Origin of the sequence: Rhodococcus sp. 21391, from assembly GCF_016772255.1 — a bacterium.
GTDB classification, from domain to species: domain Bacteria; phylum Actinomycetota; class Actinomycetes; order Mycobacteriales; family Mycobacteriaceae; genus Rhodococcus_F; species Rhodococcus_F opacus.
Genome location: NZ_CP063781.1, coordinates 174,721 through 200,034 on the forward strand (window position 1 = coordinate 174,721; position 25,314 = coordinate 200,034).

Annotated in this window: 28 protein-coding genes; 14 read left to right on the forward strand and 14 right to left on the reverse strand. The window is 65.8% G+C overall.

Features of this window, described 5'->3' with window-relative positions; all coding sequences use genetic code 11:
- The first annotated feature begins 5 nt into the window (after positions 1-5).
- From paaC to GO592_RS44005, 8 genes are all read left to right on the forward strand, one after another.
- Positions 6-923 carry a 1,2-phenylacetyl-CoA epoxidase subunit PaaC gene (gene paaC / locus GO592_RS00800; RefSeq protein ID WP_039953157.1) on the forward strand — a complete coding sequence of 306 codons (918 nt, stop codon included), beginning with the start codon at positions 6-8 and terminating at the stop codon, positions 921-923.
- A 1-nt stretch (position 924) separates the two neighbouring features.
- On the forward strand, positions 925-1,434 hold the full coding sequence (gene paaD / locus GO592_RS00805) for a 1,2-phenylacetyl-CoA epoxidase subunit PaaD (RefSeq protein WP_007301668.1): 510 nt from the start codon (positions 925-927) through the stop codon (positions 1,432-1,434).
- Between the two features lie 2 nt (positions 1,435-1,436).
- On the forward strand, positions 1,437-2,534 hold the full coding sequence (gene paaE, locus GO592_RS00810) for a 1,2-phenylacetyl-CoA epoxidase subunit PaaE (RefSeq protein WP_007301667.1): 1,098 nt from the start codon (positions 1,437-1,439) through the stop codon (positions 2,532-2,534).
- 32 nt (positions 2,535-2,566) lie between these two features.
- On the forward strand, positions 2,567-3,865 hold the full coding sequence (gene paaK / locus GO592_RS00815) for a phenylacetate--CoA ligase PaaK (protein WP_007301666.1): 1,299 nt from the start codon (positions 2,567-2,569) through the stop codon (positions 3,863-3,865).
- A gap of 11 nt (positions 3,866-3,876) precedes the next feature.
- Entirely contained in the window at positions 3,877-4,836 is a 960-nt protein-coding gene (locus GO592_RS00820; RefSeq protein ID WP_007301665.1) for a helix-turn-helix domain-containing protein, read from the forward strand.
- A gap of 70 nt (positions 4,837-4,906) precedes the next feature.
- On the forward strand, positions 4,907-5,125 hold the full coding sequence (locus tag GO592_RS00825) for a hypothetical protein (protein ID WP_007301664.1): 219 nt from the start codon (positions 4,907-4,909) through the stop codon (positions 5,123-5,125).
- Complete coding sequence (locus GO592_RS46455; RefSeq protein ID WP_167332400.1) at positions 5,092-5,343, forward strand: amidase family protein; 252 nt, start codon at positions 5,092-5,094, stop codon at positions 5,341-5,343. Before GO592_RS00825 ends, GO592_RS46455 begins: the two co-directional genes overlap by 34 nt.
- Complete coding sequence (locus GO592_RS44005) at positions 5,307-5,750, forward strand: amidase family protein (RefSeq protein WP_007301663.1); 444 nt, start codon at positions 5,307-5,309, stop codon at positions 5,748-5,750. The genes GO592_RS46455 and GO592_RS44005 overlap by 37 nt, the downstream gene beginning before the upstream one ends.
- Before the next feature lie 16 nt (positions 5,751-5,766).
- On the opposite strand, the gene GO592_RS00840 is transcribed toward GO592_RS44005, so the two are convergent.
- Genes GO592_RS00840 through hpaC form a run of 4 tightly spaced genes read right to left on the reverse strand, consistent with a single transcriptional unit; the run spans position 5,767 to position 9,487 of the window.
- Positions 5,767-7,044: an amidase gene (locus tag GO592_RS00840; protein ID WP_007301662.1), complete on the reverse strand. Its 1,278-nt coding sequence runs from the start codon at positions 7,042-7,044 to the stop codon at positions 5,767-5,769.
- Positions 7,041-8,591 carry a solute symporter family protein gene (locus GO592_RS00845; RefSeq protein WP_007301661.1) on the reverse strand — a complete coding sequence of 517 codons (1,551 nt, stop codon included), beginning with the start codon at positions 8,589-8,591 and terminating at the stop codon, positions 7,041-7,043. The genes GO592_RS00840 and GO592_RS00845 overlap by 4 nt, the downstream gene beginning before the upstream one ends.
- Positions 8,592-8,597: 6 nt before the next feature.
- Positions 8,598-8,891, reverse strand: a complete 294-nt coding sequence (locus GO592_RS00850; protein ID WP_007301660.1) for a DUF485 domain-containing protein — start codon at positions 8,889-8,891, stop codon at positions 8,598-8,600.
- A gap of 2 nt (positions 8,892-8,893) precedes the next feature.
- Complete coding sequence (gene hpaC, locus GO592_RS00855; protein WP_007301659.1) at positions 8,894-9,487, reverse strand: 4-hydroxyphenylacetate 3-monooxygenase, reductase component; 594 nt, start codon at positions 9,485-9,487, stop codon at positions 8,894-8,896.
- 224 nt (positions 9,488-9,711) lie between these two features.
- On the opposite strand from hpaC, the gene GO592_RS00860 reads away from it, so the two are divergent.
- The gene (locus GO592_RS00860; protein ID WP_007301658.1) at positions 9,712-10,332 is read left to right on the forward strand and encodes a response regulator transcription factor; all 621 of its coding nucleotides are present in this window, start codon (positions 9,712-9,714) and stop codon (positions 10,330-10,332) included.
- Between the two features lie 16 nt (positions 10,333-10,348).
- Here GO592_RS00860 and GO592_RS00865 read toward each other — a convergent pair whose 3' ends face one another.
- The 7 genes from GO592_RS00865 to GO592_RS00895 are packed head-to-tail and all read right to left on the reverse strand — an operon-like array spanning position 10,349 to position 15,991.
- Positions 10,349-11,308: a PDR/VanB family oxidoreductase gene (locus tag GO592_RS00865; protein ID WP_007301657.1), complete on the reverse strand. Its 960-nt coding sequence runs from the start codon at positions 11,306-11,308 to the stop codon at positions 10,349-10,351.
- A gap of 45 nt (positions 11,309-11,353) precedes the next feature.
- Positions 11,354-12,094, reverse strand: coding sequence for an SDR family NAD(P)-dependent oxidoreductase (locus tag GO592_RS00870; protein WP_007301656.1), 741 nt, complete (start codon positions 12,092-12,094; stop codon positions 11,354-11,356).
- A gap of 41 nt (positions 12,095-12,135) precedes the next feature.
- A complete protein-coding gene (locus GO592_RS00875) occupies positions 12,136-12,639 on the reverse strand; it encodes an aromatic-ring-hydroxylating dioxygenase subunit beta (RefSeq protein ID WP_007301655.1) in 504 nt (167 codons plus the stop codon).
- Positions 12,629-13,918, reverse strand: coding sequence for an aromatic ring-hydroxylating oxygenase subunit alpha (locus GO592_RS00880; RefSeq protein ID WP_007301654.1), 1,290 nt, complete (start codon positions 13,916-13,918; stop codon positions 12,629-12,631). Before GO592_RS00880 ends, GO592_RS00875 begins: the two co-directional genes overlap by 11 nt.
- Positions 13,918-14,418 (reverse strand): nuclear transport factor 2 family protein, encoded by a 501-nt coding sequence (locus GO592_RS00885; protein WP_007301653.1) that lies wholly within the window; start codon positions 14,416-14,418, stop codon positions 13,918-13,920. Before GO592_RS00885 ends, GO592_RS00880 begins: the two co-directional genes overlap by 1 nt.
- A gap of 5 nt (positions 14,419-14,423) precedes the next feature.
- Positions 14,424-14,801, reverse strand: a complete 378-nt coding sequence (locus GO592_RS00890; protein WP_005255968.1) for a hypothetical protein — start codon at positions 14,799-14,801, stop codon at positions 14,424-14,426.
- Positions 14,802-14,830: 29 nt separating this feature from the next.
- Complete coding sequence (locus tag GO592_RS00895) at positions 14,831-15,991, reverse strand: acyl-CoA dehydrogenase family protein (RefSeq protein ID WP_007301652.1); 1,161 nt, start codon at positions 15,989-15,991, stop codon at positions 14,831-14,833.
- Between the two features lie 198 nt (positions 15,992-16,189).
- Here GO592_RS00895 and GO592_RS00900 point away from each other — a divergent pair, with 198 nt between their 5' ends.
- Both GO592_RS00900 and GO592_RS00905 read left to right on the forward strand, forming a co-directional pair.
- Positions 16,190-17,695, forward strand: coding sequence for a PAS domain-containing sensor histidine kinase (locus GO592_RS00900; RefSeq protein ID WP_007301651.1), 1,506 nt, complete (start codon positions 16,190-16,192; stop codon positions 17,693-17,695).
- A gap of 98 nt (positions 17,696-17,793) precedes the next feature.
- On the forward strand, positions 17,794-18,063 hold the full coding sequence (locus GO592_RS00905; protein WP_005250812.1) for a hypothetical protein: 270 nt from the start codon (positions 17,794-17,796) through the stop codon (positions 18,061-18,063).
- Positions 18,064-18,233: 170 nt separating this feature from the next.
- Here GO592_RS00905 and GO592_RS00910 read toward each other — a convergent pair whose 3' ends face one another.
- Positions 18,234-19,241 carry an Lrp/AsnC family transcriptional regulator gene (locus GO592_RS00910; protein WP_039953126.1) on the reverse strand — a complete coding sequence of 336 codons (1,008 nt, stop codon included), beginning with the start codon at positions 19,239-19,241 and terminating at the stop codon, positions 18,234-18,236.
- Between the two features lie 137 nt (positions 19,242-19,378).
- On the opposite strand from GO592_RS00910, the gene GO592_RS00915 reads away from it, so the two are divergent.
- From GO592_RS00915 to GO592_RS00925, 3 genes are read left to right on the forward strand one after another with little or no spacing between them, the layout of a single operon-like run.
- Positions 19,379-20,797: a spinster family MFS transporter gene (locus GO592_RS00915; RefSeq protein WP_202715091.1), complete on the forward strand. Its 1,419-nt coding sequence runs from the start codon at positions 19,379-19,381 to the stop codon at positions 20,795-20,797.
- A gap of 44 nt (positions 20,798-20,841) precedes the next feature.
- Positions 20,842-21,948 carry an NAD/NADP octopine/nopaline dehydrogenase family protein gene (locus GO592_RS00920; protein WP_007301648.1) on the forward strand — a complete coding sequence of 369 codons (1,107 nt, stop codon included), beginning with the start codon at positions 20,842-20,844 and terminating at the stop codon, positions 21,946-21,948.
- On the forward strand, positions 21,948-22,964 hold the full coding sequence (locus tag GO592_RS00925; protein WP_007301647.1) for a 3-hydroxybutyryl-CoA dehydrogenase: 1,017 nt from the start codon (positions 21,948-21,950) through the stop codon (positions 22,962-22,964). The genes GO592_RS00920 and GO592_RS00925 overlap by 1 nt, the downstream gene beginning before the upstream one ends.
- A 79-nt stretch (positions 22,965-23,043) precedes the next feature.
- Here the strand turns inward: GO592_RS00925 and GO592_RS00930 are convergent, their stop codons facing one another.
- A complete protein-coding gene (locus GO592_RS00930) occupies positions 23,044-24,756 on the reverse strand; it encodes an amidohydrolase (RefSeq protein WP_007301646.1) in 1,713 nt (570 codons plus the stop codon).
- Positions 24,757-24,790: 34 nt separating this feature from the next.
- Entirely contained in the window at positions 24,791-25,312 is a 522-nt protein-coding gene (locus tag GO592_RS00935) for a hypothetical protein (protein ID WP_007301645.1), read from the reverse strand.
- Positions 25,313-25,314: the final 2 nt, after the last annotated feature.

Below are 25,314 nucleotides of genomic sequence, written 5' to 3' on the forward strand. Positions count from 1 at the left end.
TGACGATGACCGACCACGACAATGCTTACGAAGGCCTCGTCGACGAAGACAGCCACGGCCAGTGGGCGTTCGGCACCAGCTTCGACGACCCCCTCGCGGGTGTCGACACCACGGTTCCGGAGGACGTCGACCTCTCCGCGCTGGCGGGCTACTGCCTGATGCTCGGTGACGATGCACTGATCAGCTCACAGCGTCTCGCCGAGTGGAGCACGCGCGCACCGGAACTCGAGGAAGAGGTTGCGCTCGCGAACGTCGGACTCGACCTGCTCGGTCAGGCGCGACTGCTGCTCGCCCGTGCGGCCGCGGCGGACGCGTCGGTGGTGCCGTACATCTCCGACACGAGCCCGATTCCCCCCGAGGACGCGCTCGCGTTCTTCCGGGACGAGAATCGGTTCCGCAACACCCGGCTGGCCGAACTCGACAACGGCGACTTCGCTCAGTCGATCACGCGACTGCTGGTGTTCTCGACGTGGCGCCTCGCACTGTTCGACCGTCTCCGCACGTCCCGGGACCCGGTCCTCGCGGCGGTCGCGGTGAAGGGCGTCAAGGAACTCACCTACCACCGCGACTACGCGGCCCGCTGGGTTGTGACGCTCGGCTGCGGCACGGAGGAGTCGAAGACCAGGATGGCAGCGGCGCTTACCCACGTGTGGCCGTACGTCGAGGAACTGTTCGTCCCGACCACCGAGGAGCTTGCGCTTGCGGCGGTGGGGGTGGGCGTCGACCCGCGGGACGTGCGCGAGGAATTCGATTCGGTGCTCGAGCAGGTGCTGCACGCCGCCGAGCTCACCGCCCCGACCGGCCGGACAGTCGGCACCGTCGGCGGTCGGGCAGGCAGGCAGGGGCTGCACACCGAGGCGCTCGGACTGCTGCTCGCCGAGATGCAGAGCGTGGCCCGGGCGCATCCCGAAGGAGTGTGGTGACATGACCACCGCCGTGCGCAGCGACGCCCGTCGCCTCGCCGAATCCGTGCTCGACCCCGAGATGCCGATGCTCACGCTCGCCGATCTCGGTGTGCTGCGCGACGTCGAGGAATACGCCGACGGGTCGGTGGTCGTGACCATCACCCCCACCTATTCCGGTTGCCCCGCCATGGCCACCATGCGGGACGACATCGCGCACACCCTGCAGGACGCCGGGTTCGGCAGCGTCGAGGTCAGGACCGTCCTGTCGCCGCCGTGGAGCACGGACTGGATCAGCGAGAACGGGATGCGCAAGCTCCGCGAGAACGGCTACTCGACACCCGGTCCCGCGCCGCGACGTGCATCGGGTCCGGTGCCGTTGACGCTCACCGTCAAGCCGCGACCCGTGGCATGCCCCAAGTGCCACTCGGCGAACACCCGGCTCGACTCGGAATTCGGGGCGACGCTGTGCAAGGCGCTCTACCGGTGCCTGGACTGCCTCGAACCCTTCGATCACGTGAAGGAAATCTGACCATGACCACAGCGGTCTCCCCGAAACCCGGTGCGGCGTTGCGCAACAGGGCGTTCCACGCCCTCACCGTCGCCGACGTCGAATCCCTCTGCGACGACGCAGTCGCGGTCACGTTCGACGTTCCGGCCGAGCTCGCCGACGAGTTCGCGTTCGGCCCCGGACAGTCGCTCACGCTGCGGCGGACGATCGACGGCGTCGAACACCGCCGCTCCTACTCCATCTGCGCCCCTGCCGGTTCCGCGCCGCGGGTCGGTGTGCGCGAGGTGTCCGACGGTCTGTTCTCGACGTGGCTCGTGCGCGACGTCCGCCCCGGCGACCGGATCGAGGTGCAGGGCCCGAGCGGAACGTTCGTCGCCGACCCCGCGGCCGGTGGTCGCCACGTGCTGATCGCCGCCGGATCGGGCATCACGCCGATGCTGTCGATCGCCGCATCGATGCTCGCCAACCCCGAGGCCGAAGTCTTTCTCCTGTATGGCAACCGGCGCACCCGCTCGGTGATGTTCGCCGAGGAGATCGCCGACCTCAAGGACACGTACGGGTCGCGCTTCGACATCATCCATGTCCTGTCCCGCGAGCCCCGCGAGGTGGAGCTGTTCACCGGCCGTCTCGACGCCGACCGGCTCCGGGCCATCTTCGACGCCGTGGTCCCCGTGGCCGACATCGATCACTTCTGGCTGTGCGGCCCGTACGGGATGGTCACCGACGCCGAGACGGTTCTCGGCGACTTGCAGATCGACAAGAGCCGCGTGCATCACGAGCTGTTCTTCGTCGACGACGTGCCCCCGCCCATCGAAACCCACCGCGAGCCCGGCGTCACCGGGCCGAGCAGTGAGGTGACCCTGGTTCTCGACGGTCGCTCCACCACCGCGACGTTGCCGCGGGACGAATCGATCCTCGACGCCGCCGAGAAGTACCGCTCGGACCTTCCGTTCGCCTGCAAGGGCGGCGTCTGCGGAACGTGCCGCGCCAAGATCACGTGCGGTGACGTGGACATGCGCCGCAACTACGCGCTCGAGGACTACGAGGTCGACTCCGGCTTCGTGCTGACGTGCCAGACCTTCCCGGTCAGCGACAACGTGACCGTCGATTTCGACGCCTGACCATACCCAGCCCGCACACCCCGGAGACTAGAATGACCAGTATCGCCGCCCCCTCGCAGGACATCGAGTTCGCCACGCGCGACCGGATCTCATCGCTGCAACTCGAACGCCTGCAGTGGTCACTTCTCCACGCGTACAGCAACGTTCCGCATTACCGGAAGGCGTTCGACGACGCCGGTGTGCACCCGAGTGACCTGAAGGACCTGTCCGATCTGGCGAAGTTCCCGTTCACGGCAAAGGCGGACCTGCGGGCGAACTATCCGTTCGGGATGTTCGCAGTGCCGCAGGAGAAGGTCTCGCGCATCCACGCGTCCTCCGGGACCACCGGGCGCCCGACGGTCGTCGGGTACACCACGGGCGACCTGAACAACTGGGCCGATCTGATCGCCCGGAGCCTGCGGGCGGGTGGGGTGAAGCCGACGGACAAGGTGCACGTCGCGTACGGGTACGGCCTGTTCACCGGTGGCCTCGGGGCGCACTACGGTGCCGAGCGGCTGGGCTGCACGGTGATCCCGATGTCCGGTGGCATGACGGACCGCCAGATCCAGCTGATCGAGGATTTCGAACCCGACGCGATCATGGTGACCCCGTCGTACATGCTCACGATCGTCGACGCGATGATCAAGAAGGGCATCGATCCGTCGAAGACGTCGCTGCGGACCGGTGTGTTCGGGGCGGAGCCGTGGACCGAGGAGATGCGCACCGAACTCGAGAAGCAACTGAACATGGACGCCGTCGACATCTACGGACTGTCCGAGGTGATGGGCCCGGGTGTCGCGATGGAATGCGTCGAGACCAAGGACGGCCTGCACATCTGGGAAGACCACTTCTACCCGGAGATCATCGACCCGGTCACCGGGGAGGTGCTGCCCGACGGTGAGGAGGGCGAACTCGTCTTCACGTCGCTGACCAAGGAAGCGATGCCGATCATCCGGTACCGCACCCGCGACCTCACCCGGCTGCTGCCGGGGACGGCGCGGTCGGTGCGGCGGATGCAGAAGGTCACCGGGCGCACCGACGACATGATCATCCTGCGCGGGGTGAACCTCTTCCCCACCCAGATCGAGGAACTGATCCTCGCCGTGCCGGCGCTGGCACCCCAGTTCCAGTGCATCCTCGACCGCCCGGGCCGCATGGACGAGCTGACCGTGCGGGTGGAATCGCGTCCGGATGCCGTGACCGACGACCACGCGCGGGCCGCGGGTGAACTGCAGAAGCTGGTGAAGAATAGGATCGGCGTGAGCGTGAAGGTCGACGTCGTCGCTCCCGGCGACCTCGAACGCTCACTCGGTAAGGCACGTCGACTGATCGACAACCGCTCCGCTCTGTGAGGTGATCGAAGGTGCGTCTCGGTGGTGGGCCCGCGCGTGACGACGGGCAGTTCGAGCACTGGCGTCAGGCCGTCTCCACGGCGTTCGTCCCGCTCGCCGTGGTGTCCACGGCGGAGGACGGGCCGGGGCGCTTCACCGGGACCCTGCGCACCACCGCGCTCGGCGGGTTGCAGCTCAGCGAGGTCGGGGGGCACGCGGTCGACGTCCGCCGGACCCACACGTCGATCAAGCGGTCCGACCCCGGCCTGGTGAAGGTGGGCCTGCAACTGTCGGGGAGCGGCGTCATCGTCCAGGACGATCGAGAGGCCGTGCTCGGGCCCGGCGACTTCGCCGTCTACGACACCAGCAAGCCGTACGACCTGCACTTCGCGGGCGACTTCAGCATGTTCGTGCTGATGTTTCCCCGCGAACTACTGCGCATCGCCTCGCGGGAACTGGGCACCGTCTCCGCGCGCCGCATCCACGGCAGCACCGGCATGGGCGCGCTCGTCTCGCCGTTCCTGACGAACCTCCACCACTCCGTCGTCACCGGCACCATGCCGACGACCCCTCTCGTCGAGGACGCGGTGCTCGACCTGCTCAGTGCCGCGGTGCAATCGGAGGCGCCCGCCGACGCCATCGCTCCCGGCGCGTCGTTGCTGCTACGTGTGAAGGCGTTCATCGACGCGCACCTGCACGACCCCACACTCGACACCGCCACGGTGGCGTCCCACCACCACGTATCGACGCGGCACCTGCAAAAGATGTTCGAGGCGGACGGACACACGGTGGCCGGGTGGATCCGCCACCGCAGGCTCGAGAAGTGCCGCCGCGACCTCAAGGACGTCCGATTCCGCGGCGACAGCATCGGAACCATCTGTGCCCGATACGGTCTCGTCAACTCGTCGCACTTCTCGCGGCTATTCAAGGAGACGTACGGGATCTCGCCGCGCGCCTTCCGCGAACAGGAACTGCTGTCGATCACCGTGTGACGGCGGCAGAAATTCGGTCGCGCCGCACGGTCCTCCGGGGCACACTGAATCGGTCGTCGCGACCTGAGGAGTGGGACCGCTGGAACTGCACGAGTACACCGGACTCGACGCCGTCGGTCTGAGTGAGCTGATCCGCGCCGGTGAGGTGACGGCAACGGAGGTCGAAGCCGTTGCGCGCGTCGCGATCGCGCAGGCCGATGCCGACCTCGGCGCACTGACGATGCGCACGGCAACGACGGTGCCGGTTCGCTCCGGGTGCCTGCCTCGTGCTGCGGGCTCGTCGGCCTGAAACCGAGCCACGGCCGAATCCCCTGCGGCACACTGGTCGGTGAGGCGGGGTTCGGGCACATCTACGAGTTCGCCCTCACCCGGACCATCCGCGACACGGCCCATCCGCCGTCGCCGTCGCCGCCCCGCCGGTCGGTGAAAAGTACACCGCCCCGGCGCAGTCCGGTCGCTACGCCGACACGATGCGCGCCGATCCCGGCCGTCTGCGGGTGGCCCTGACGACCGAGCCGTGGGGTGGGAGTTCGGTCGAGACGCAGGTATCGGCGGCCACGATCGCCGCCGGCAAGATCCTCGAATGGATCGGCCACACTGTGACCGAGACACGCCCGCAATTCGACGTGGAGGACGTCGTCGAGGCGTCGACCCTCACTGCGATCGCCACGGGTGCGGCGATCCTGCGCTCGTGGCTACGCCGCATCTTCGAGTTCGGACCGTTCACGGCACCGTTCAACGTGTCCGGGTATCCCGCGATCAGCCTGCCGCTCGCGCTGAGCCGGGAGGGCCTCCCCATCGGGATCCAGCTCGTCGCGGCCACCGGCAGAGAGGATCTGCTGCTGCAGGTGGCCGCGCAGTTGGAGCAGGCTGCGCCGTGGAAGGATCGCCAGCCGTCGATCTTCGTCGACTGACGATCTTCTGTCCCTGTCAGAGCACGGATTCCAGCCACGCGGCTGTTTCGAACAGGCGTTGCTCCGCGCCGGGTCGCCCGATCAGCTGCACTCCGAGGGGAAGACCCGCGCTGTCACGCTTCCCGGGGATCGTGACCACCGGCAGACCCAGGGCCTGCCACGGTCGGCTCAGGATGGGCGTCCCGGTCGCGTCGTGCCCGGGTGGAGCGGCGCCGAGAGCCGCGGGCCCGAGGATTGTTTCGTCTTCGTCCAACGCCGAGAGCAGCAGCTGTCGGGTCTCGCGGATTCCGGCGAGGGCGGCACGGTAGTCGGCTTCTGCGGTCGCCGCCCCCGCGGCGAACAGTTCGGCGAGGGGTGCGCTGATCCTGTCGGTCTGCGCGGCCTCTGCGGCGCGTTCCCCGGCCGCCTCGTACGCCATCACCGTGTGGTGGTGTTCCGTCAGTGGCACAATCGTTGCGGCGGCGTCCAACTCACGACATCGGATCCCCGCCGACTCGGCAAAATCAGCGGTCGTCCTGAGCGCCGTTGTCATCTCTCGGGACACCTCGCCGACCTCGAACCCACTCCACAGGCGAAGCCGGCGCGGAGCGGAAGGCTCGAGAACGGGCGCCCGCGTGCCGTCGCGCAGTGCGGTCCACGCGAAGTGGAGATCGGGCACGGTTCGTGCCAGCAGCCCCACCGTGTCGAGACTGGGACTCAGCCCGGTGATGCCCGCGGTCGGAAGTTCGCCGTGGGCGGTCACGAAACCTGCGACTCCGCAGAACGACGCGGGCCTCGTCAGCGACCCCGCGGTCTGCGTGCCGAACGCCAGCGGCACCATGCCCGCGGCCACCGCTGCCGCCGAGCCGCTCGACGACCCGCCGGGGGTGTGACCCAGGGCGCGGGGATTGCGGGTCGGACCGGGCTTGAAATACCCGAACTCGGTGGTGACGGTCTTGCCGAACGGGAGCGCGCCGAGGGCGCGCGCACGTGCCACACAGTCGGCGTCCGTCGTCGCCGGATCCGTGCTCCGCAGCTCACTGCCACAGCGCGTCGGCATACCGGCGACGTCGATGAGATCCTTGACGCCGACGGGCACGCCCCAGAGCGCGCCGCCCGGGCCGCTGTCCTGGATCCGGGCGGCCGCGGACCGCACCGCGTCGGCGTCGAGGTCGGCCCAGGCGTGGATATCCGGCTCGAGGTCCGCGATCCGTGCGAGTGCCGCCTCCGCCACGTCGCTCGGCGTCGTCCCGCCCGTCGCCAGCTGCTCCGCGAGGTCCCGGAGTGGGCTCGGTGACCGTAGTTCCGTCTTCATTGCATCGCCACCATCGTGTCGTCGTTCGTAGTCTCGGTCTGCCCGGTGAGTGCTCGGGTGCGCATCACCGAGAAGAGGTGATCGGCTCGTGCTTTCGTCTCCCCGGACGGCGCCGACACCAGCGCGACGATGACGGACACCGCCAGCGAGAGGGGTGCCACGGCAAGTGCCGGGTTCGAGAATCCGAGGATGGAGTCCGGTCCCTGCACGACCGGGCTGAGCAGGATGACGGTGACCGACAGGACGAGCCCGACCACGATGCCGGAGATGACGGCGCGCGCCGTCATGCGCTTCCAGTACATCGTCAGAAGCAGTGCCGGCAGGTTCGCGCATGCTGCGATGGACATGCCCAGTGACGCGAGGAACGCGACGTTCTGCTTCTGCGCCGCGAATGCGATGGCGACACCGATGACGCAGGTCGCCACAGTCGCGACGCGGGCCGCGCGGTGCTGAGCCTTCGCCGACACCGATCCGTTCCTGATCACCTGCCCGTACAGGTCGTGTGCGATCGCACCGGAAGTGGCGATCACCAGGCCGGACAGCGCGGCCAGAATGGTCACGAACGCCACGGCCGCGACGAACGCCAGCAGGACTCCGCCGCCGACTGTCTCGGCGAGCTGCGCGACCGCGAGGTTGCCGCCCCGATTCTCGGACTTGATCACCTCGACACCGACCAGCTTGGCGGCGCCGTAGCCGAGCACGGGAACCAGCAGGTAGAAGGCGAAGAAGATCCAGATCGCCGTGTAGGCGGACGTTCTCGCCTGCTTCGCGTCCGGAACGGTGAGGAAGCGGATCATCACGTGCGGCAGGCCGAGCACGCCGAGGACGAGCCCGACGGTCTGCGACAACTGGTCGAACGACGCGGTACCAGACGTGCGCTGCGGCGCGACGAATGATTGCCCGAACTCGGCGAGCGCGGTGCTGAACGGGCCGAAGGGATTGAAGTCGAAGCGCACCAGCACGAGAACGAACAGCACGACGGCGCAGACCATGAGGAGACCGGTTTTGATGATCTGGATCCAGCTGGTAGCGAGCATGCCACCCACCAACGTGTACGCGGTGGTGAGTGTTCCGATGATCAACACGGCCACGGCGTAGTCGAGGTCGAACAGCAACGACACCAGAAGCGCGGCACCGACCAGCTGCGACACGAGATAGACCACGCTGATCACCACCGTGCTGATCGCCATCATCGACCGCACGTCCTTGCCGGGGAATCGGGTGGCGAGGACATCCGCCAGCGTGAAGCGGCCGAGGTTGCGCAGGGGTTCCGCGATCAGCAGCATCGCGAGGACGAACGCGACGGGCACGAAGACCGCGAGGTAGAACCCGTTGTAACCGGTCAGCGCGATCGCACCGGTGACTCCGAGAAACGAGGCGGCGGAGATGAAGTCGCCGGCGATGGCGACACCGTTCTGCCTGCCGGTAAGGCTGCCGCCCGCGACGTAGTGATCGGCGGCGGACTTGTTCCTCTTGGAAGCCCACGCGGTGATCATCAGGGTGACAGCGACGAGGGCCGCGAAAAGTGATGCGGAGACGAGGTTCATGGCGCGTTATCCTTTCGCCCGCGAGGCGGTCCGGGAGTCGAGTTCGGCTGCCCGCGCCATGTAGTACCGGGCCACGACGATGGCGACGACGAATTGCGCGACCGCGTAGAGCCACGCCACGGTGACACCGCTGAAGACGACGCCGTCGAGCAGCGAGGTGAACCCACCGAGGATCGGCAGGGGCAGGAACAGTGCGAGGACCAGGGCGCTGAGACGAAACGTCAAGGCGGCACGCGTGTCCGCGAGCGCCTGCAAGCCGGAATTCTGTGGGACTTGTTCGGGTGGTGACGAGGTGGTCATGGCTATTTACCTCCGGCTGCGGCGGGAACGAGGGTGGGCGTCACGGTGATCGGATCGGACCATTCGTCGTAGAACAGCCAGTCGGGGGACTCGACCGGAACCGACAAACGGTGGAATTTGCGTTGGAAGTAGACGAGGCTGTCGCCGTGTTCGCGTGTCTGCACGCGGTCCAGTTCGACGAACATCACCGAATGCGATCCCACGGTCTTGCTGTCCGCGATTCGGCCGGCGAGCACCACGTGGGCGGCGCGCAGGATCGGAACACCGTCGTCGGTGTCTTCTTCCCAGATGTCCCACCGGAACCGGTCCGCCATCGCGACTTGGGTTGCGCCCGCGAAATGCATGGCCAGCTCTTCGTCGTCGCCGGAGAGCACGTTGATCCCGACTCGGCCGTTGTTCTGGAACACGTTGTGCATGGCACTGTTCTGATTCACGCACACGAGTGCGGTGGGCGGGGAGTCGGTCACCGAGCAGACGGCGGTCACCGTCATTCCGCAGCGCCCGGCAGGGCCGTCGGTCGTCACGATGTTGACCGCGGCCGGCAGATTCGCCATGGCGGTGCGGAAGCTCAGTTGCATGGTAGTGAGTTCGGGCATTTTCAGCCTCCGTGAGTTGGAACAGGAAGTCATGTCTTTCGTGTGCGCCCGCGTTCCCCGAGAAGAATAGGACGAATCACCTGGGTGGGAACATTGGCGGCGACGCTACTTTGTCGCAGTAAGTCGCCTACCCGGGTAGGGGATTCCTTCAGTTGGCTACCGCTTCCGTTACGGTCGGTGTTCACTGGACGAGCAAGCAAGCCATCTGTGCAAGGCAGGATTCGATGGATCAGCAGGAAACACGGGTTTACATCGTCGACGACGATCAGGAGTTGTGCGCATCGCTTGCGTGGCTGCTTGATTCGGTCAACATCACGTCGGAGTACTACTTCTCGGTGCAGTCCTTCCTGGACGAGTACCGCCGCGACATCCCGGCCTGCCTTGTTCTGGATGTCCGGATGCCGGAAGTCGGGGGGTTCCAGCTCCAGGAGGCACTCCTCGCCGACGAATCCCCGATCCCGATCATCTTCGTGTCGGCACACGGTGACATTAAGATGTCGGTGCGGGCGCTGCAGCGGGGTGCGCTGACGTTCATCGAGAAGCCCTACGATCCGCAGCACATGCTCGACGTGATTCAGGATGCGCTCCGGGTCGCGCGTCAACGATTCGGCGAGCGACGCAACAGAACGGAGTTGCAGGGCCGGATAGACACGCTGACGGTGCGAGAAAAGGAAATCCTCGCACTCGTCCTCGACGGATTGCCGAGCAAGAACATTGCGAAAGAGCTGGGAATCAGCGTGAAGACGGTCGACGTGCATCGCACCCGTATCAAGGAAAAGACCGGAGCGGAAAGCATCGCGGTTCTCGTACGCGATATTCTGCAGGCCGGAATTGCCGTCACCTGAAATAATTCAGTTCTCTTCAGGGAAGTTCGACGAGTAGTCGCCCGGATTTCGCGCGCGACACACACGCGGCAATTCTGTCTCCCGCCTTTCTCTCACTCTTGGTGAGGCAATTGTCGCGGTGGTCGGGCTCGCCCTCCAGCACGTCCATGACGCACGTGCCGCAGATACCTTCCCGGCACGACGTGTCGATCTCGATATCGTTCTCTTCGAGTACGTCGGCGATGGACTTCCCGGCAGGCACTTCGAACACCTCGCCCGTGTCGAGTTCCAACTCGAACGCGGTGTCCGATCCGGTCGCTATAGACGTCGCCGCCTCGAAGTGTTCGAAGTGGACCGCGTCCTCGCCGACCGCGGGTTCCGCCAACCCTCGCACCCGATCCATGAAACCTTCGGGGCCACAGGTGTAGACGTGCGTGGCGGCGGACGCGTCCGCCAGGATCTTCTCGAGGGCGGAGAGCTGGTCGTCCCTCGTCAGGCCGAAGTGCAGGTGCACGTCCCGGCGGAAATCCGCACTCTCCAGTAATTCAACGAACGCGGCCTGCGCCCTCGTCCGCGCGAAGTAGTGCAGGTCGAACTGTTGTCCCCGCCGGTGCAACGCGAACGCCAGACTCAGCATCGGGGTCAGCCCGATCCCCGCCGCCACGAGGATGTGCCGATCGGCGCCCTCGGCGAGCGTGAGGAGTGTGCGCGGCCGGCTGATCTGCAACTCGCTGCCGATCGTCACACGATCGTGCAGTGCGGCCGAGCCACCGCGGGGTCCGGTCTCGCGTTTGACGGCGACCACATAGGATTCGGACTCGTGCGGCGGACTGCACAGCGAGTACTGGGTGAGGATCTCGGTGGGGCCGAGGATGTCGATGTGGGCGCCGGCAGGGTACGGGTCGAACGGTGAACCGTCCCTCCGAACAAGCCGGAACGATTTGATGTCCGGCGTTTCGTCGACAATGTCCGCAACAGTGACAGTGAGCATGCTCATGGTGATTTTTCCTCCGGTGCTGCGACCCGTCGCCCTGGAGCGGGGTCAGCGCATGTACAGGCCGCCGTTGACGTCCCAGCAGGCTCCCGTGACCGACGCGGCAGTCGGCGATGCGAGCAGGGCGACGGTCTCGGCTATGAAATCGGGCGAGCCCAGGGTGCCCACCGGAATCGTGGTGAGGATGGCGGCCAGCTTGTCCGCGGGCACCGTCTCACGCACCACCGGTAGATCCAGAGGACCCGGGGAGACGGCGTTCACCGTGACACCCGACGGGGCGAGTTCGCGTGCGAAGACCTTGGTCAGTGTGCCGACGCCGCCCTTGGCCGCGGCGTAGTGCGCGCCGGTCGCCGTGCCACCGTTCTGTCCCGCCAGCGACGCGATGTTGACGATTCTGCCGTATCGCTTCTCGGCGAAATAGCTTCCGAACACCTGGCAACCGAGAAAGGCGCCGTTGAGGTTGATCTCGACGATGTCGGAGAATTCCTCCGGCGCGATGTCCATCAGCGTGCCCGTCTGCGACCGGCCGGCGTTGTTGACGAGGACGTCGATGCCGCCCCACTCCTGGATCAGCCGGTCACGTACGGCTTCGAAACTCTTCCGCTTCCGGACGTCCAACTCCACGCCGATGGCCGTGTCGCCGTCCGGATCCAGCTCCGCCGCGGTCTCTTTCGCGGCACCGCTGTCGATGTCCGCGACCGCGACGCGGTATCCCCGGTCGTGCAATTGGTGTGCGATCGCGGCACCGAGGCCGCGTCCGCCGCCGGTGACTACTGCGACAGAATCCACGTCGAGCTCCTGTTCGATCGATGAGGTTCGGAGAATGCTGATCAGAGCAGGTAGCCGGAGGCGTTGACCGCTGCCTGCGAGTTCACCAACCGGATGACCTTGAGATCGAACCGCGGTCCCCTCTCGGTGTAGCGGATGCGGTGCGTGACGTCGGCGGCGAGGGTCTGCTGGTCGTCGCGCTTGAAACCCACGAGGATTTGCGCGGACCTCACGGTGATCGAGTCCTCGGTCCGTTCCTCGACCGTGAACCGCGAGACGGTGCGGACCGTCCGGGCGGCGGCGAGCGCGGACATCGAGTATCCGGAGGTCAGTCGTTCGATACGCATGCGCCGCATGCGAGTGTCGTCGTTGACCATGTTCAGGGATCCGTCGAAGTCGTCGGTGTCCGGGTCGATGGGAATGACGTACCGGCCTTCGTCGGTCCAGAGGGCGTCCCACGCCTGGTAGTCCTTGGCGTCGAGGAGGGCCGCTTCGTGCCAGATGAGTTCGATCGCCTGCAGTACCCGGGTGTCGGCGAGTTGGGCGGTCATCAGATCAGTGCTCATCGGACATCATCCTCTTCCACATTGCGTAGGCCTCGCGCATTCCGGTTTCGTCGGTGACGTGCGAGGTGCGGTGTCCGTCGCTGTCGAGCGCTTCACGATTGAGACCGCGGTTCACCATGATCGGCATTCCGGGTGCGCCGCGGGATCCGCGTTGTACCCGGTCCCAGGCCTCGGAATCGTCGGGGCTGCCGAACCCGAACGGGCCCTGGAAATGTTCGTGGATGCGGAGGCGTTCGCGGTTGACGATCTCCGGTCCGCCGTCCATGCCGAGGGCGATGTGCCGGATCTCGGTCTCGTCGACCGAGATCGGGCGCAGTACCCGGAAGAACGACATCGACATCGCGACGTTGGGGAAGATGTTGAGGTTGAACCCGGCGCCGTGCATGGAGCGGACGATGCGGCGGACCTTGTCGGCGGGCATCGTCTTCGACAGTTCTTCGACGATGTGGTCGAAACGGGCCTGAATCTTCTCGGTGCCGTCGTCGTGGTCCAGGTCGACGTGCTCCGGGACCATGATCGCGACGCTGTGGCCGTTTCCGAGAGCGTGGGTCACGGCGTTGTCGTCGGTCATGAAGGAGAGCATGTCGGCGGTCTCGGCGTCGACGGAAGACATCCAGGACCGGTGCACGATCGGGAAGTGGTATCCGTCGGTGGTGTTCTCCAACTGGATCTTCCAGTTTCCGCGGAAGCGGAAGCAATGTTCGCCCTGCGTCTTGATGGGGAATCCGGCGCCCTGCTTCATGAACAGGTCCATCCACACCTTCGCGTCGCCGAGGAAGTCGTCGAGGGGTTCGACGTCGGGGTTGAAGCTGGCGAAGATCATCCCGGCGTAGGACTCCACCCGCAGGCTCTGCAGGGGCAGGTCCTTCTTGTCGAGGTCCTCGTCGTAACCGTCGGGGTACGGGATTCCGCGCAGTCGCCCGTCGAGGGCGTACGACCAGCTGTGATAGGGGCAGGTGAACCCGTTCGCCTTGCCCTTGGGGACCTCGCAGACGCTGGCCCCGCGGTGGCGGCACCGGTTCAGCAGGACATTGAAGTTCCCCTTGCGGTCGCGGTTGACGATCACCGGTTGCCGGCCGATGGTCGCCATCTTGTAGCTTCCGGCCTCGGGGATCTCGCTCTCGTGGGCAACCCAAACCCAGGTGCGGTAGAAGATCCTTTCGAGTTCCGCCTCGAACATGTCGGGGTCGGTGTACAGCGATCCGTCCACGCGGTCGTCCGTGGCGAGGGCCGCAAAGTTGGTGTCTGTAGTGGTGGTGGGATCCAGGGAAGTGGTCATCACGTTCTCTTTCCATTCGATTCGAACAGTCGTGTCGCCTCGTCGAGGCGAGTGACGAACAGCTTCTCGGTCGTGAAGTGCTTGATTCGGGCGATACCGCCCCGCACTTCACACTCGGCGGTGATGCGTGCGACGAGCAGTTCGGCCGATTCGTCCTCGTATCGCGACAGCTGCTGCATGATCCACCGCCCCCGCGCCGCGGGGCCGTCCACGTCGATCTGCTCACTCCCGAGCAGGTGCACATTTCCCCGAAAATGGGAGTTCGGTGGAAGGTACGCGGTGAGCATTCCGACGATCTCCGGCCGGCCCCGACGTGTGCCGAACTTGCGCGCGTACTCGGCGCCGATCCCTTCCCACACCGCGTCGGGCGTGAACAGCGAGGCGAGTTCCTCGACCGAAAACTCCACGGAGGGAACATCGCACAGTTCCATGTAGCGGCACATCACGCGGTGAACGGCCTCGCGGCTCTCGATGCGCTCGGTCGCGGTCGCAGAGTGCATTTTCCTCACACGCCGAGGTCGACGTCTTCGCGGACGGTGAGCGCACGGCCGATGCGGGCTTCGATCTTCGCGTATCGCCACAGCGTGTACTCGCCGACCGGGGTGGTGCGGAAGAGGTTGCAGACGGCCTTGACGGTCTCCTGGGTGTCGACGTCGGCGAGGATGTAGCAGGTCCAGGGCCAGCCGTCCGACGGTCCGACCAGGTGGCTGTCGTCGTCGATGTCGCCGATCACCCGGACTCCCGGTGTCTCGGCCACCGCGTCCATCATCCCGGAGAACGCCTTCCACACCAGCCCGCCCTGGCCGGTCGGGAGGTCGAAGAAGTTCTGGTTGATGCCGATGCAGAACAGGACTCGCAGCGGTGCGGTCTTGGTGTCACTCACGATTGGTCTCCTCGATTCGAACGGGGTGGTCAGATGAAGCCGGGGAACGGCGGGATGTCCATGAGCACCGCACCGGCGCTGTCGTAGATGCCGTCGCCGAGGAAGGCGTGCTGCGGCGGGACCAGGGCCTCGCGCATGTACCGCTGCATCGCGTTGCCGTCGTAGATCGCCCCGGTGCCCGACAACTGGAATGCGGTGTGCACGGCGGAGGCGCCCGCCTTGGCCACGTGCGTCGAGGACAGGCGAAGAAGCGCCGCAAGCTTGTCCGGGACGGGGTTACCGGCGACCACCGTGGCGTACGCCTCGTCGGTGACCTCGTAGAAGAAGGCACGGGCGGACCTCAGCGTCGCCTCCGCCTTGGCCAGGTCGATGCGGTAGTAGGCCCGATCGGCGAGCTTGGGCGCTCCGGTGATTCCCGTACGTCCCGCACCGACCTTGATCGCGTAGTCGAGCGCGGCGCGGCCCACTCCGAGATTGACGACGGCCAGGACCTGGGCGGCGTACGCGATGGAGGGGTAGCGGTAGAGGGGTTCGTCGACGGTCGGGGTTCCGCCCCGGATGAACGTCCGATCCTCGGGGACGACGACGCCGTCGACCTTCAGTTCGTGGCTTCCGGTACCCGACAGGCCGACCACGTCCCAGTTCTCGACGATCTCGACGTCCTTCGGCCACAGCAGGGCGGTGCGGGGTTTTCCGGCTGTGGAGTCGCCACCGCGGATTCCGACACCGAGAATGTCGGCACCCTTGCATCCGCTGGCGAACTTCCACTGCCCGGTGATCTTCAGGCCACCCGGCACCTGTTCGGCGGGTTGGACCGGGAACAGTCCGCCGGCGAAGACGAGGTCCGGGCTGTCCTTGTACAACTCCGCCTGTGTCGCGAGCGGCAGTGCCGCCAGGTAGACGAGGGCGGAGCCGAAGCTGGCAACCCAGCCCGCCGACGCGTCCACCGCGGAGATGCGTTCGATCATCCGCAGAAACTCGCTCGGGGGCAGCGCGTCGCCGCCGAATTGGCGGGGGGTCGCCGCGCGGTAGATGCCGATCTGCTTGAACTCGTCGATCATGTCGCGAGGCACGAACTTCTGGCGAGCGAACTCTTCCCGCCGCATTGCGACGTGCTCGAGGACGTCCTCGAAGGACAGCGTCCCGTTCGCGGAGGCGTCCGTCGTGTCGAGGGTCGGTGCGTTGGTCATCAAATACTCCGATCGACGCGAAGTAGAAGGGGTGATGCGTTTTTCGTGTCGAACTCACGCTATTGCGGTGGCGGGCATCACTCAATCGGTGCTTCCTCGCGCGGACGTGCAGAGATGTCGCCTCGGAGTAAAGGATTTCCCTATCGTGTCCGCGGTCCGTCCGCTCAGTAGACTCGAGGTGAGCCGAAGGAGGCCGCATTGTCCGATCTCGCGCCGTCCGACTACGAACGACTCGTCGAGTCCCTTCGCTACTGCGTCCTGGTCCATGATGCGGCCACCAAGGACATCCTCTGGGCGAACCGGGCTGCGTCCGAACTGCTCGAGTTCACGGTCGAGGAACTCAAACCGCTCAAGGCGCCCGACATGAGTTCCCCGGCGAAGCGATACCGCCGGTCGGTGGGACGGCGGTGGCTGCAGGAGGCTGTCGACAACGGGGCGGCGGTCATCGAATGGACGTATCGCGCGAAGAGCGGGCGAGAAATCCTGACGGAGGCGATCGCGATCCGGGTCGAGTTGAGCGCCCGGACCGTGGTGATGGTGCAGTTCCGCGACATCGAGCAGGAAACGTCGATGCGTCGCGACCTCACCCGCACCGAGGCCGACCTCACCCGCACCGAGGCCCGCCTGGCCGCGTTCCTGCGGAACATGGCCGAAGGAATCCTCGTCCTGGACGACGACAGCCGTATCACGTACGCGAGTGAGGCGGCGTCGCAGCTCCTGAAGGTTCCGGTGGCATCGCTTGTCGGCGAACGCTTCACGGAGTTCTGCCGGGCGGGGCAGTCACGGGAGAGCGTGCGGCGCGCCCTGCAACTGACGACCGCCGACGGGGGCTCCCAGAGCCTGCGCTACGAGGTGGAACTGTCAGCCGAGGAGCGCCGGTGGCATGCGGGGAGCTGCCAGCACATCGGTATCGAGAACGATCTGAGCGGCCACCTGCTGCTCTTCCACGACGTCACCGAACACGTCCGCACCGAGCAGGAGCACGAACGGGACTCGCAGTACCTCAATTACCTGGCCCGCTACAACGCGATGGGCGACATGGCGATGGCCATCGCTCACGAGTTGGCCCAGCCGCTCGCGGCCGCCACCAATTTCATCGCCGGAACGCAGAGCCGCCTCGACGACGGCCGGACCGGTCACGACGAGGTGAGCTGGGGCCTGGGGGAGGCGCGCAAGCAGATCGACCGGGCCAATCAGATCGTCCGGAGTCTGCGTGAATACGTGACGCAACTCGAGGAGTCACAGCAGATCGTCGATCTCAACGACATCGTCGACGAATGCGCGTATTTCATCGACATCCGGGCGCGGCAGAAGGGAGTTCGCGTCGAGTACCTCCGTGCGCACGACACGGTTGCCGTCGTGTGCGAACGTGTGCTCACCGGGCAGGTCATCCTGAACCTGTGTTTCAACGCGATCGACGAGATGGCGGAATGGCCGGCAGCCGACCGCATCGTGACGGTACGCACCGACGTCACCGAGACGGAGGGCGTCGTGAGTGTCGAGGACCATGGCAAGGGGCTCTCGCACATCCCGGACGGCCGAATCTTCGACGGCGCGTTCACCTCGAAGTCCACGGGTCACGGAATCGGGCTCGCACTGAGCCACCGCATCATCACCCGCCAGGGTGGGACACTCACCGCGCGCGAGAACGATCCGCACGGGGCCGTCTTCACGTTCACGTTGCCCGCCGATCTGAACCACTGAGCGGCCGACCCCCACGCGGGTAAAGGTTTCTTGGATTCCGTTGGGCGCGATCCGGTTCTAGCGTGGTGGGAAACACCACCGCGGCCCGGAGGTACCTCGTGGACTATTCGCATCATCACCGGACATTCCTGACCTGTTACGCCGACACCCACCGCTACGGGTGGCACCATGTCGACCTCTTCGTGCACGACGAGGACGGCAACGAAGTGAACTGGGTCCACTGGCAGACCCGCGAGGACGGACCGGACGGCGCCGACGCGGCTACCGCGCGCGTCGAACCGAACCTGAGACGGACCACCGACTGGCAACGCGGAATCAGCGCCGACGGAAGCGAGTACTGGATCGCCGAGGCGGCATGGGCTCAGTGACGGCCGTCGGCCACACCGGGGAATGCTCTCGGTAAAGAGCACGACTGCCTCGATTCGCAGCGCGCCCCCTCCATTGCCTCCACGCCCGGCGTCGCGCGGGTCGGTTGTGCCATCGCCATCACCGCCGCTGCTCACGCGGAGCGCGTCACCGACCGAGATTGCGGCAACAGTTACGGCTCTATGGGTACCGTGCCGACGCGGCGACCGCCGGTATCGAGCAGTGCTCCTAGCCGTTTCACGGTCTCCAACGTCACCTCTCGTTCGACAACCGAAAGCTCCGGTTGCTCTTTCTCCAAGCGGGTTTCGAAAAGCTGGAGATCGCCGACGTGGCGCAGCCATACCGTGAGCACGAGATTGGACCGTCCCGTCACTCCGCAGCAGACACGGACCTCGGGGTACTCGACGAGATCACGTCCCACCGTGTCGAGACACTCCGCGGGAACGCGCGCCCAGATCGTGGCGGTGACCGGCCAGCCGTTGAGGACGTGTGCGACTTCGCAACGGACCGAGAGGATTCCCTCACTCACGAGTCGGTCGAGACGCTTTCGCACAGTGGGTGCGCTGACACCGATCTGCTCGGCGAGTTCGACGGCCGACCGCCGCCCGTCGGGAGCGAGGGCTGTCATCAGCCTCTGCTCGTCTGCCCTGGGTGGCCGGGTCATCGTGCCTGTGTCGGGCACGTACGGACTGAGCACGTGCTGTTGCATCGGGCTGAGCGACCCGAGTCGCCACCGCACGCTCTCACCGTAAATGCGCGTCACGATCTTCGTTCGGATTCCGCGAACACCGTCGACGCGACTGAGGTCGTTCCGGATCCACTCGGACAGTGCACGGAGGTCAGCGACCATCACCGTCAGGAACAGGTCTTGTTCACCCGCGACGACCTGAATGCTCGCGACCTGCGGCACCGTCGTCAGCAACGTGGTCACATGCTCGCGGTGAGTGGGTTCGCAGGTCACGTCGACGAATGCGCTGCACTGGGCGTTGAGGAGCGACGGCCCGGGGTACGCGATCACCCATGCCACACCGTCCTGCACGAGTCTGTCCCAGCGCCGGGAGGCGGTGACGGGGCTGACCTGCAACGCCTCGCTCACCGCGCCCCACGGCGCGCGCGGGGCGATCTGCAGCGCGTGAGCGATCTGGTAGTCGATCTCGTCGAGCACCGCCTCATTCTGCATCACGGTCGCGAATATTTTCAGAATCGTCCAATCTCGGCCCTGGTTCGGCTCCGGACCTAAGTTGAGACCACTGCGACAGTCCGCTGCGGGAATGCTCACTCCCGGTGTGACTCCGACCCAATCGAAGGAGCTGATCGATGCCTGATCACGAGTTGCCCCAAAGGGGAGAACGATCGTATCGATACGAGTGGTATGTCGTGACGATCTGCATGATCGCGTATGTCTTCTCGTTCGTCGACCGGCAAGTGCTCTCGTTGATGATCGAGCCGATCAAGCACGATCTTCAGCTGAGCGACACGCAGTTCAGTCTGCTCCACGGGCTCGCGTTCTCCCTGTTCTACGCGTTCATGGGAATGCCGATCGCGGTACTCGCCGACAAGCGGTCGCGGCGTGTGATCATCTCGGCGGGCGTGGCCTTCTGGAGTCTGGCAACCGCGCTGTGCGGGTTCAGCAAGAATTTCACCCACATGTTTCTTGCCCGAGTCGGTGTCGGCGTCGGTGAGGCGGCGCTTTCGCCGGCTGCCTACTCGATGTTCAGCGACATGTTCCCCAAGGAGAAACTGGGGCGGGCGTACGGCGTCTACTCCGTCGGTTCGTTCATCGGGGGAGGCACAGCATTCCTCATCGGTGGATATGTCATCAACCTTCTTGCCGGAGTCGACAGCGTGCACGTTCCCCTGCTCGGCTCGATGTTCGGCTGGCAGGTGACGTTCCTGGTGATCGGGCTTCCGGGACTCTTGGTAGCCATATTGATCTTTTTCACCGTGCGCGACCCTGCCAGGAAGGGGCTGACGCGTACCGCTGACGGGCGGGTGGAGAAGGTGACCCTGCGCAACGCGTTCGCCTTCATCGGTGGGCACCGCAGTACCTTTGCCTGTCACTTTCTCGGGTTCTCGTTCTATGCGATGGTGCTTTTCGCCCTCATGGGGTGGACCCCGGCCTTCTACATACGCCACTTCGAGCTGAGCGCGACCACCGTCGGATACATGCTCGGAGCTGTCGTCCTCGTTGCGAACACCACGGGGGTTGTCTTCGCAGGTTGGTTCATCGACTGGCTGGCGCAGCGAGGGCACACCGATGCCGCTATGCGTGCGGGCGTGGTCGGTGCGGTGGGAATGGCGCTGCCCGCAGTGTTCTTCACCCAGGCGCCCGAACTCTGGCAGTCCATTACGCTGCTGTCCGCTGCGATGTTCTTCGCATCATTCCCGATGCCGGCGTCCACCGCGGCCATGCAGGTGCTCAGTCCGAACCAGGTGCGCGCCCAGATTTCGGCGCTGTTTCTGCTGACATCCAACCTCGTCGGACTGGGAGCAGGAACGACGCTCGTCGCAGTCCTCACCGACCGATACTTCAAGTCGCCGCAACTGGTGGGATCGTCGATGTCGGTCGTCATCGGAATCGCGGTCGTATTGACGGTGGCACTTCTCGGGCGGGGATGCCGTTATTTCCGCGAGAGCGCACGCACCGAGACGGTAGCGGAATCGATTTTGCTCGACCAGACCGAAATCGGCAATCCCGCGATCGATCCTTCGGTTCGCGGCGTCCGCATTCACTGATCATCCAACCGGTCACGAGATGGCCAGAAGAGGGAGAGCTTCACATGAAGGTTAGCGTTCTCGGTGGCGGTCACGGCTGCTACGCGGCAGCGGCTGCACTCGCGGAGAATGGGCACGAGGTGCGGTTCTGGCGACGGGACCCCCGCGCTCTCGCCGACATCTTGCGTCACGGCGGACTCACTATTCGGGACCACAAGGGGGAGAGGATAGTTGCTCTCGGTGACACACCGGGCACGATCGCGCCCACCGGTGTTCTGGCCGAGGCGATCTCCGGCGCGGAAGTGGTTGTGATCCCGCTCCCGGCACACACCCACGACGATCTTGCGCCGCAACTCGCGCCGCTGCTCGAGAACGGCCAGGTGGTGTTTCTCCCACCTGGCACGTTCGGAAGCTATCTCTTTGTCAAGGCAATGGCCGATGCAGGCAACCGTCACGATGTCGCATTTGCCGAGACAGGAACGTTGCCGTATCTGGCGCGCAAGCACGGACCAGCCGAGGTCGTGGTGAGTGGGTATGCGACGAGGCTTCCAACGGGGGTCTTTCCGGCCCGCCTCACAGACTCCACCCTGGCGGTCCTACGAGAGGTCTATCCCAGCGTCGAGCCTGTCGAGGACGGGCTGAGCGGTGCTTTGATGAACGCCGGGCCGGTGATACACCCTCCGCTCATCATGATGAACGCCGGTCCTCTCGAGCATTTCGATGCGTGGGACATTCATAACGAAGGCACGCAGCCGTCCATCAGAAGGGTCACCACTGCGCTGGACCGGGAGCGCATTGCAGTGCGCGAAGCACTCGGCTACCGAGCGCCGCATTTTCCACTGGCTGACCACTATTCGCTGGACGGAGACGAGTGGATGTACGGGCGGGCCGCGCACGAGAAGCTGACGGACAGCGGTGACTGGCGTGAGAAGATCGAGTTGGACAGCCACAGATACATGCTCGAAGACACGCGCCTCGGTCTCTCATTCCTGGTGTCGGTGGGCCGGTGGGCAGGTGTGCTGACACCGGTCGCACAGGGACTTCTGAATCTCGCGTCCGCGATCAGCGGAATCGACCTGTATGAGAAGGGTCGCACGCTGGAGGGGCTTGGCCTGTCGCAGCTGTCGCGCGAGGACATGCGCGAACTGCTTCACATCGGAGTACCGGCGTGATGGGACGGGTCCCGCATGTCGCAATCGTCGGTGCGGGACGAATGGGGCAGGGCATTGCGCTCGCGTTCATTCACGGTGGACTATCTGTCGCATTGATCGACATGAAAGTGCGTGAACCCGATGACGAGCGGCTGTACTCGGAGCGGGTTCGCCTCGATCTCGACCGGGAATTGTGTGCCAAGATCGGCCTGGGGCGGATCACAGCGGAGCAGGCGCGCGAGTCCGCCGGCCGCGTGAGCATCTTCGGCCGGGAGGACGGATTGCAGGCGTTGTCCGATGCGGACGTGGTGTTCGAGAGTGTGCCCGAGGTCATGACTGCCAAAGCCGCTGCATTGAGCTTGATCAGCGACGTTGCCCGGCACGACATTCCCGTGGCGTCGACGACGTCGAGTTTCCTCGTCACAGAACTTGCGACGCTGATCGAGGGGCCGCAGCGTTTCCTCAACGCGCACTGGCTCAATCCTGCAGATCTCATGCCTCTTGTGGAGATCAGCAGAAGCGAACAGACAGACGATGCTGTGATCGACGACGTCGTAGGGTTGCTCGAGCGGGTAGGGAAGGTGCCGGTCGTGTGTTCGGCCTCCGCCGGATACATCGTTCCGCGGATTCAGGCGCTCGCGATGAACGAAGCCGCGCGGATGGTCGAAGAAGGAGTGGCGAGCGCCGAAGATATCGACAAGGCTGTCCGCGTCGGCTTCGGCTTGCGATTCGCGGTGCTCGGACTCGTCGAATTCATCGACTGGGGTGGTGGCGACATCCTGTATTACGCGTCGCGGTACCTTGCGGGCATGCTCGGTGATCGATTCGAAGCGCCGGAGGTCATTGCCGCGAACATGGCGTCGAGTCGAAACGGTCTCCGCGACGGCCAGGGGTTCTACACCTACGATCCCGATACGGTTGGTGACTACAAGTCCCTTCGCATGAGGGAGTTCTCGGTCCTCCTCGACGAAGTCGGGCTCAGCCCCGAGTACGGAGCAGCCCTTGCTCCGGTGCCGGAGAAGACCCGCCGCGGATAACGGGAGTGGTCCACGACGGTTCCCGCGGAACGGCCCCACATCTGATGTGGGGCCGTTCCGGCTCAGATAGGTAAGCCGACTACGACGCGACACTCGCGGCGACGCGCTGGAACACGACCTCTCCACCCAGCACGGTCGAGACGACCTGCATTGCCGGGATGTCGTGCGGGTCGATGGTCTCGAGGTCGCCGTCGAGGATGCATAGGTCGGCCACCTTGCCGGCCTCGAGGGATCCCTTCCAGTCCTCGGCGAAGTCCTGCCAGGCCGCGTTGATCGTGTAGGTGCGGACGGCGTCGGCCAGGCCGATGCACTGGTCGGGCCCGCTCACCGCGCCGCTGGCCTTGCTCTCGCGCAGGATCATCGTCGAGATGCCCTGGCGCCAATCGGGCGGTGTGACCGGTGCATCGGAACTGCTCATCAGGTGCACCCCGGATTCGACGGCGCTGCGATACGGCCATTCGTAGGCGGCTCGTTCGGTCCCGACCACCCCGACCTCCAGGTCGGCGATCGTCCACTTGATCGTCGGGTTCATGTTGACGCCGATGCCGTTGTCGGCCAGGCGCTTCAGGGTGGCTTCGCTGATGAAGTCGCCGTGGATCAGGTAGTGCCGGGCATCCTCACGGGGGTGCGCATTCTGCGCGGCGATGATTGCGTCGGCGACGGTGTCGATGGCACGGTCACCGGTGACGTGCACACCGATCTGGTAGCCGGACTCGTGGGCGATGCGGACCATCTCGGTCACCTCGTACACCTGACGCTCGTCGGTGTCGCCGCCGACGCAGAGTGAGCCGCAGCCGCCGCCGACGTACTCCTCGTGCATCCACGCGGTCTTGCTCGGCGGGATCCCATCGGCGAACACCTTCACCCCGAGCACCCGGAACATCCGCGGATCCACCGATTCCGGAACCTCGATGTCCGCCAGGTTCTGTCCAAAATCCTCAGCCGATCCGGACATTCCGGTGGGCAGGAGGAGAAGGTTGACGCGGGCGCCCAGTTCGCCGCGGCGGGCGAGGTCGGCATACACCGCGAGGCCCTCGGCGCCCATCGCGCCACCGGCGAGGGCCTCGCCGCCGGGGCCGATCGCGGGATCGGTGAAGCTGGTGATGCCCTCGCTCTGCAGAATCGAGATCGCCGAGCGGAGTGCCTCCTCCCGGCGCTCCCGGGTGAGGGCCGGGAGAACACGCTGCACCAGCGCCTGCGCACCCTCCATGACGATGCCGGTCAGCAGGCCGTCCTCACCGACGGGCATGAGGCTGCCCGGCGGCAACGGGGTGGTCTCGTCCACCCCGGCGAGCGTGAGCGCCGCGCTGTTCACCCACGACGTGTGGCGCGAGAAGTCCTGCAGGAAAACGGGATTGTTCGGGGACACCTCGTCGAGGTCCCAGCGGGTCGGCGTCCGACCGGCCTCGGCGAGACACTCGTCGAGATACCCGTCGTCCCAGCCGGTTCCGATGATCCACTCGCCGTCCTCGGCCGCGGCGGCGGCCTCCCGCACGAGTTCACGGACGTCCGCGATCGACCGGACAGCCGGGAACGACACGTCCAGCGACAGCGGCGGAGTGTCGAGCCCGTAGGCGATGGCGTGCAGGTGCGAGTCGTTGATTCCCGGGAGGATCGTCTTCCCGCCGAGGTCCGTGACCACGGTGTCCGGCCCGATCAGGGTTTCGATCTCCGCATCGCTGCCCACCGCGTGGACGAGTCCGTCGCGCACCGCAAGGGCGGTGGCGATCGTGAAGTTCTCGTCGACGGTGAAGACCTTGCCGTGGGTGTAGACGGCATCGGCGTAACTCATCGGTTCCTCCAGGTTGCTGTCGGTGGGATGGATGTCAGACGGCCATGGGAGCCATGCCCAGGATCATCAGTGCGGATCCCGTCGCCGCGGTCGTGATGCCGGACCCGTGTTCGGGGCGCGGGGTGGAGCGAAAGAGATGCAGTGTCAACAGTGCCCAGCACACGAGCACAGCGAGAGGGAACCAGCCCGTCGAGATCCCTGCGCCACCGTGGTGGTGGCCCGAGGGTGCCGGCGCCGACGCCGTCGAGGCGGGAGCGGACGTCGGGGCCAGGAGCAGTAGCACCCCCATGGCGGTGAGGTCCACCGCGCAGGGAACGGCTGTCCGGCGGTGCATGGTCTCACCGGTGACGAAGACGGCGAGGGCGATGAGGACGGCACCCTCGAGCAGGTGAATCCCCGCCGGCACGCCGGGGATCATCATCGCGACCATGGACACCGCCATCGCACCGTGCGCGATCCGCACCCGGCAGTCCGTTCCGTGCGCCCGCCACATCGGCACGACGGCCCCGACCGCACCGACGAGCATCGCCGCGTGCACGGCAGGGATCTCGAACATCG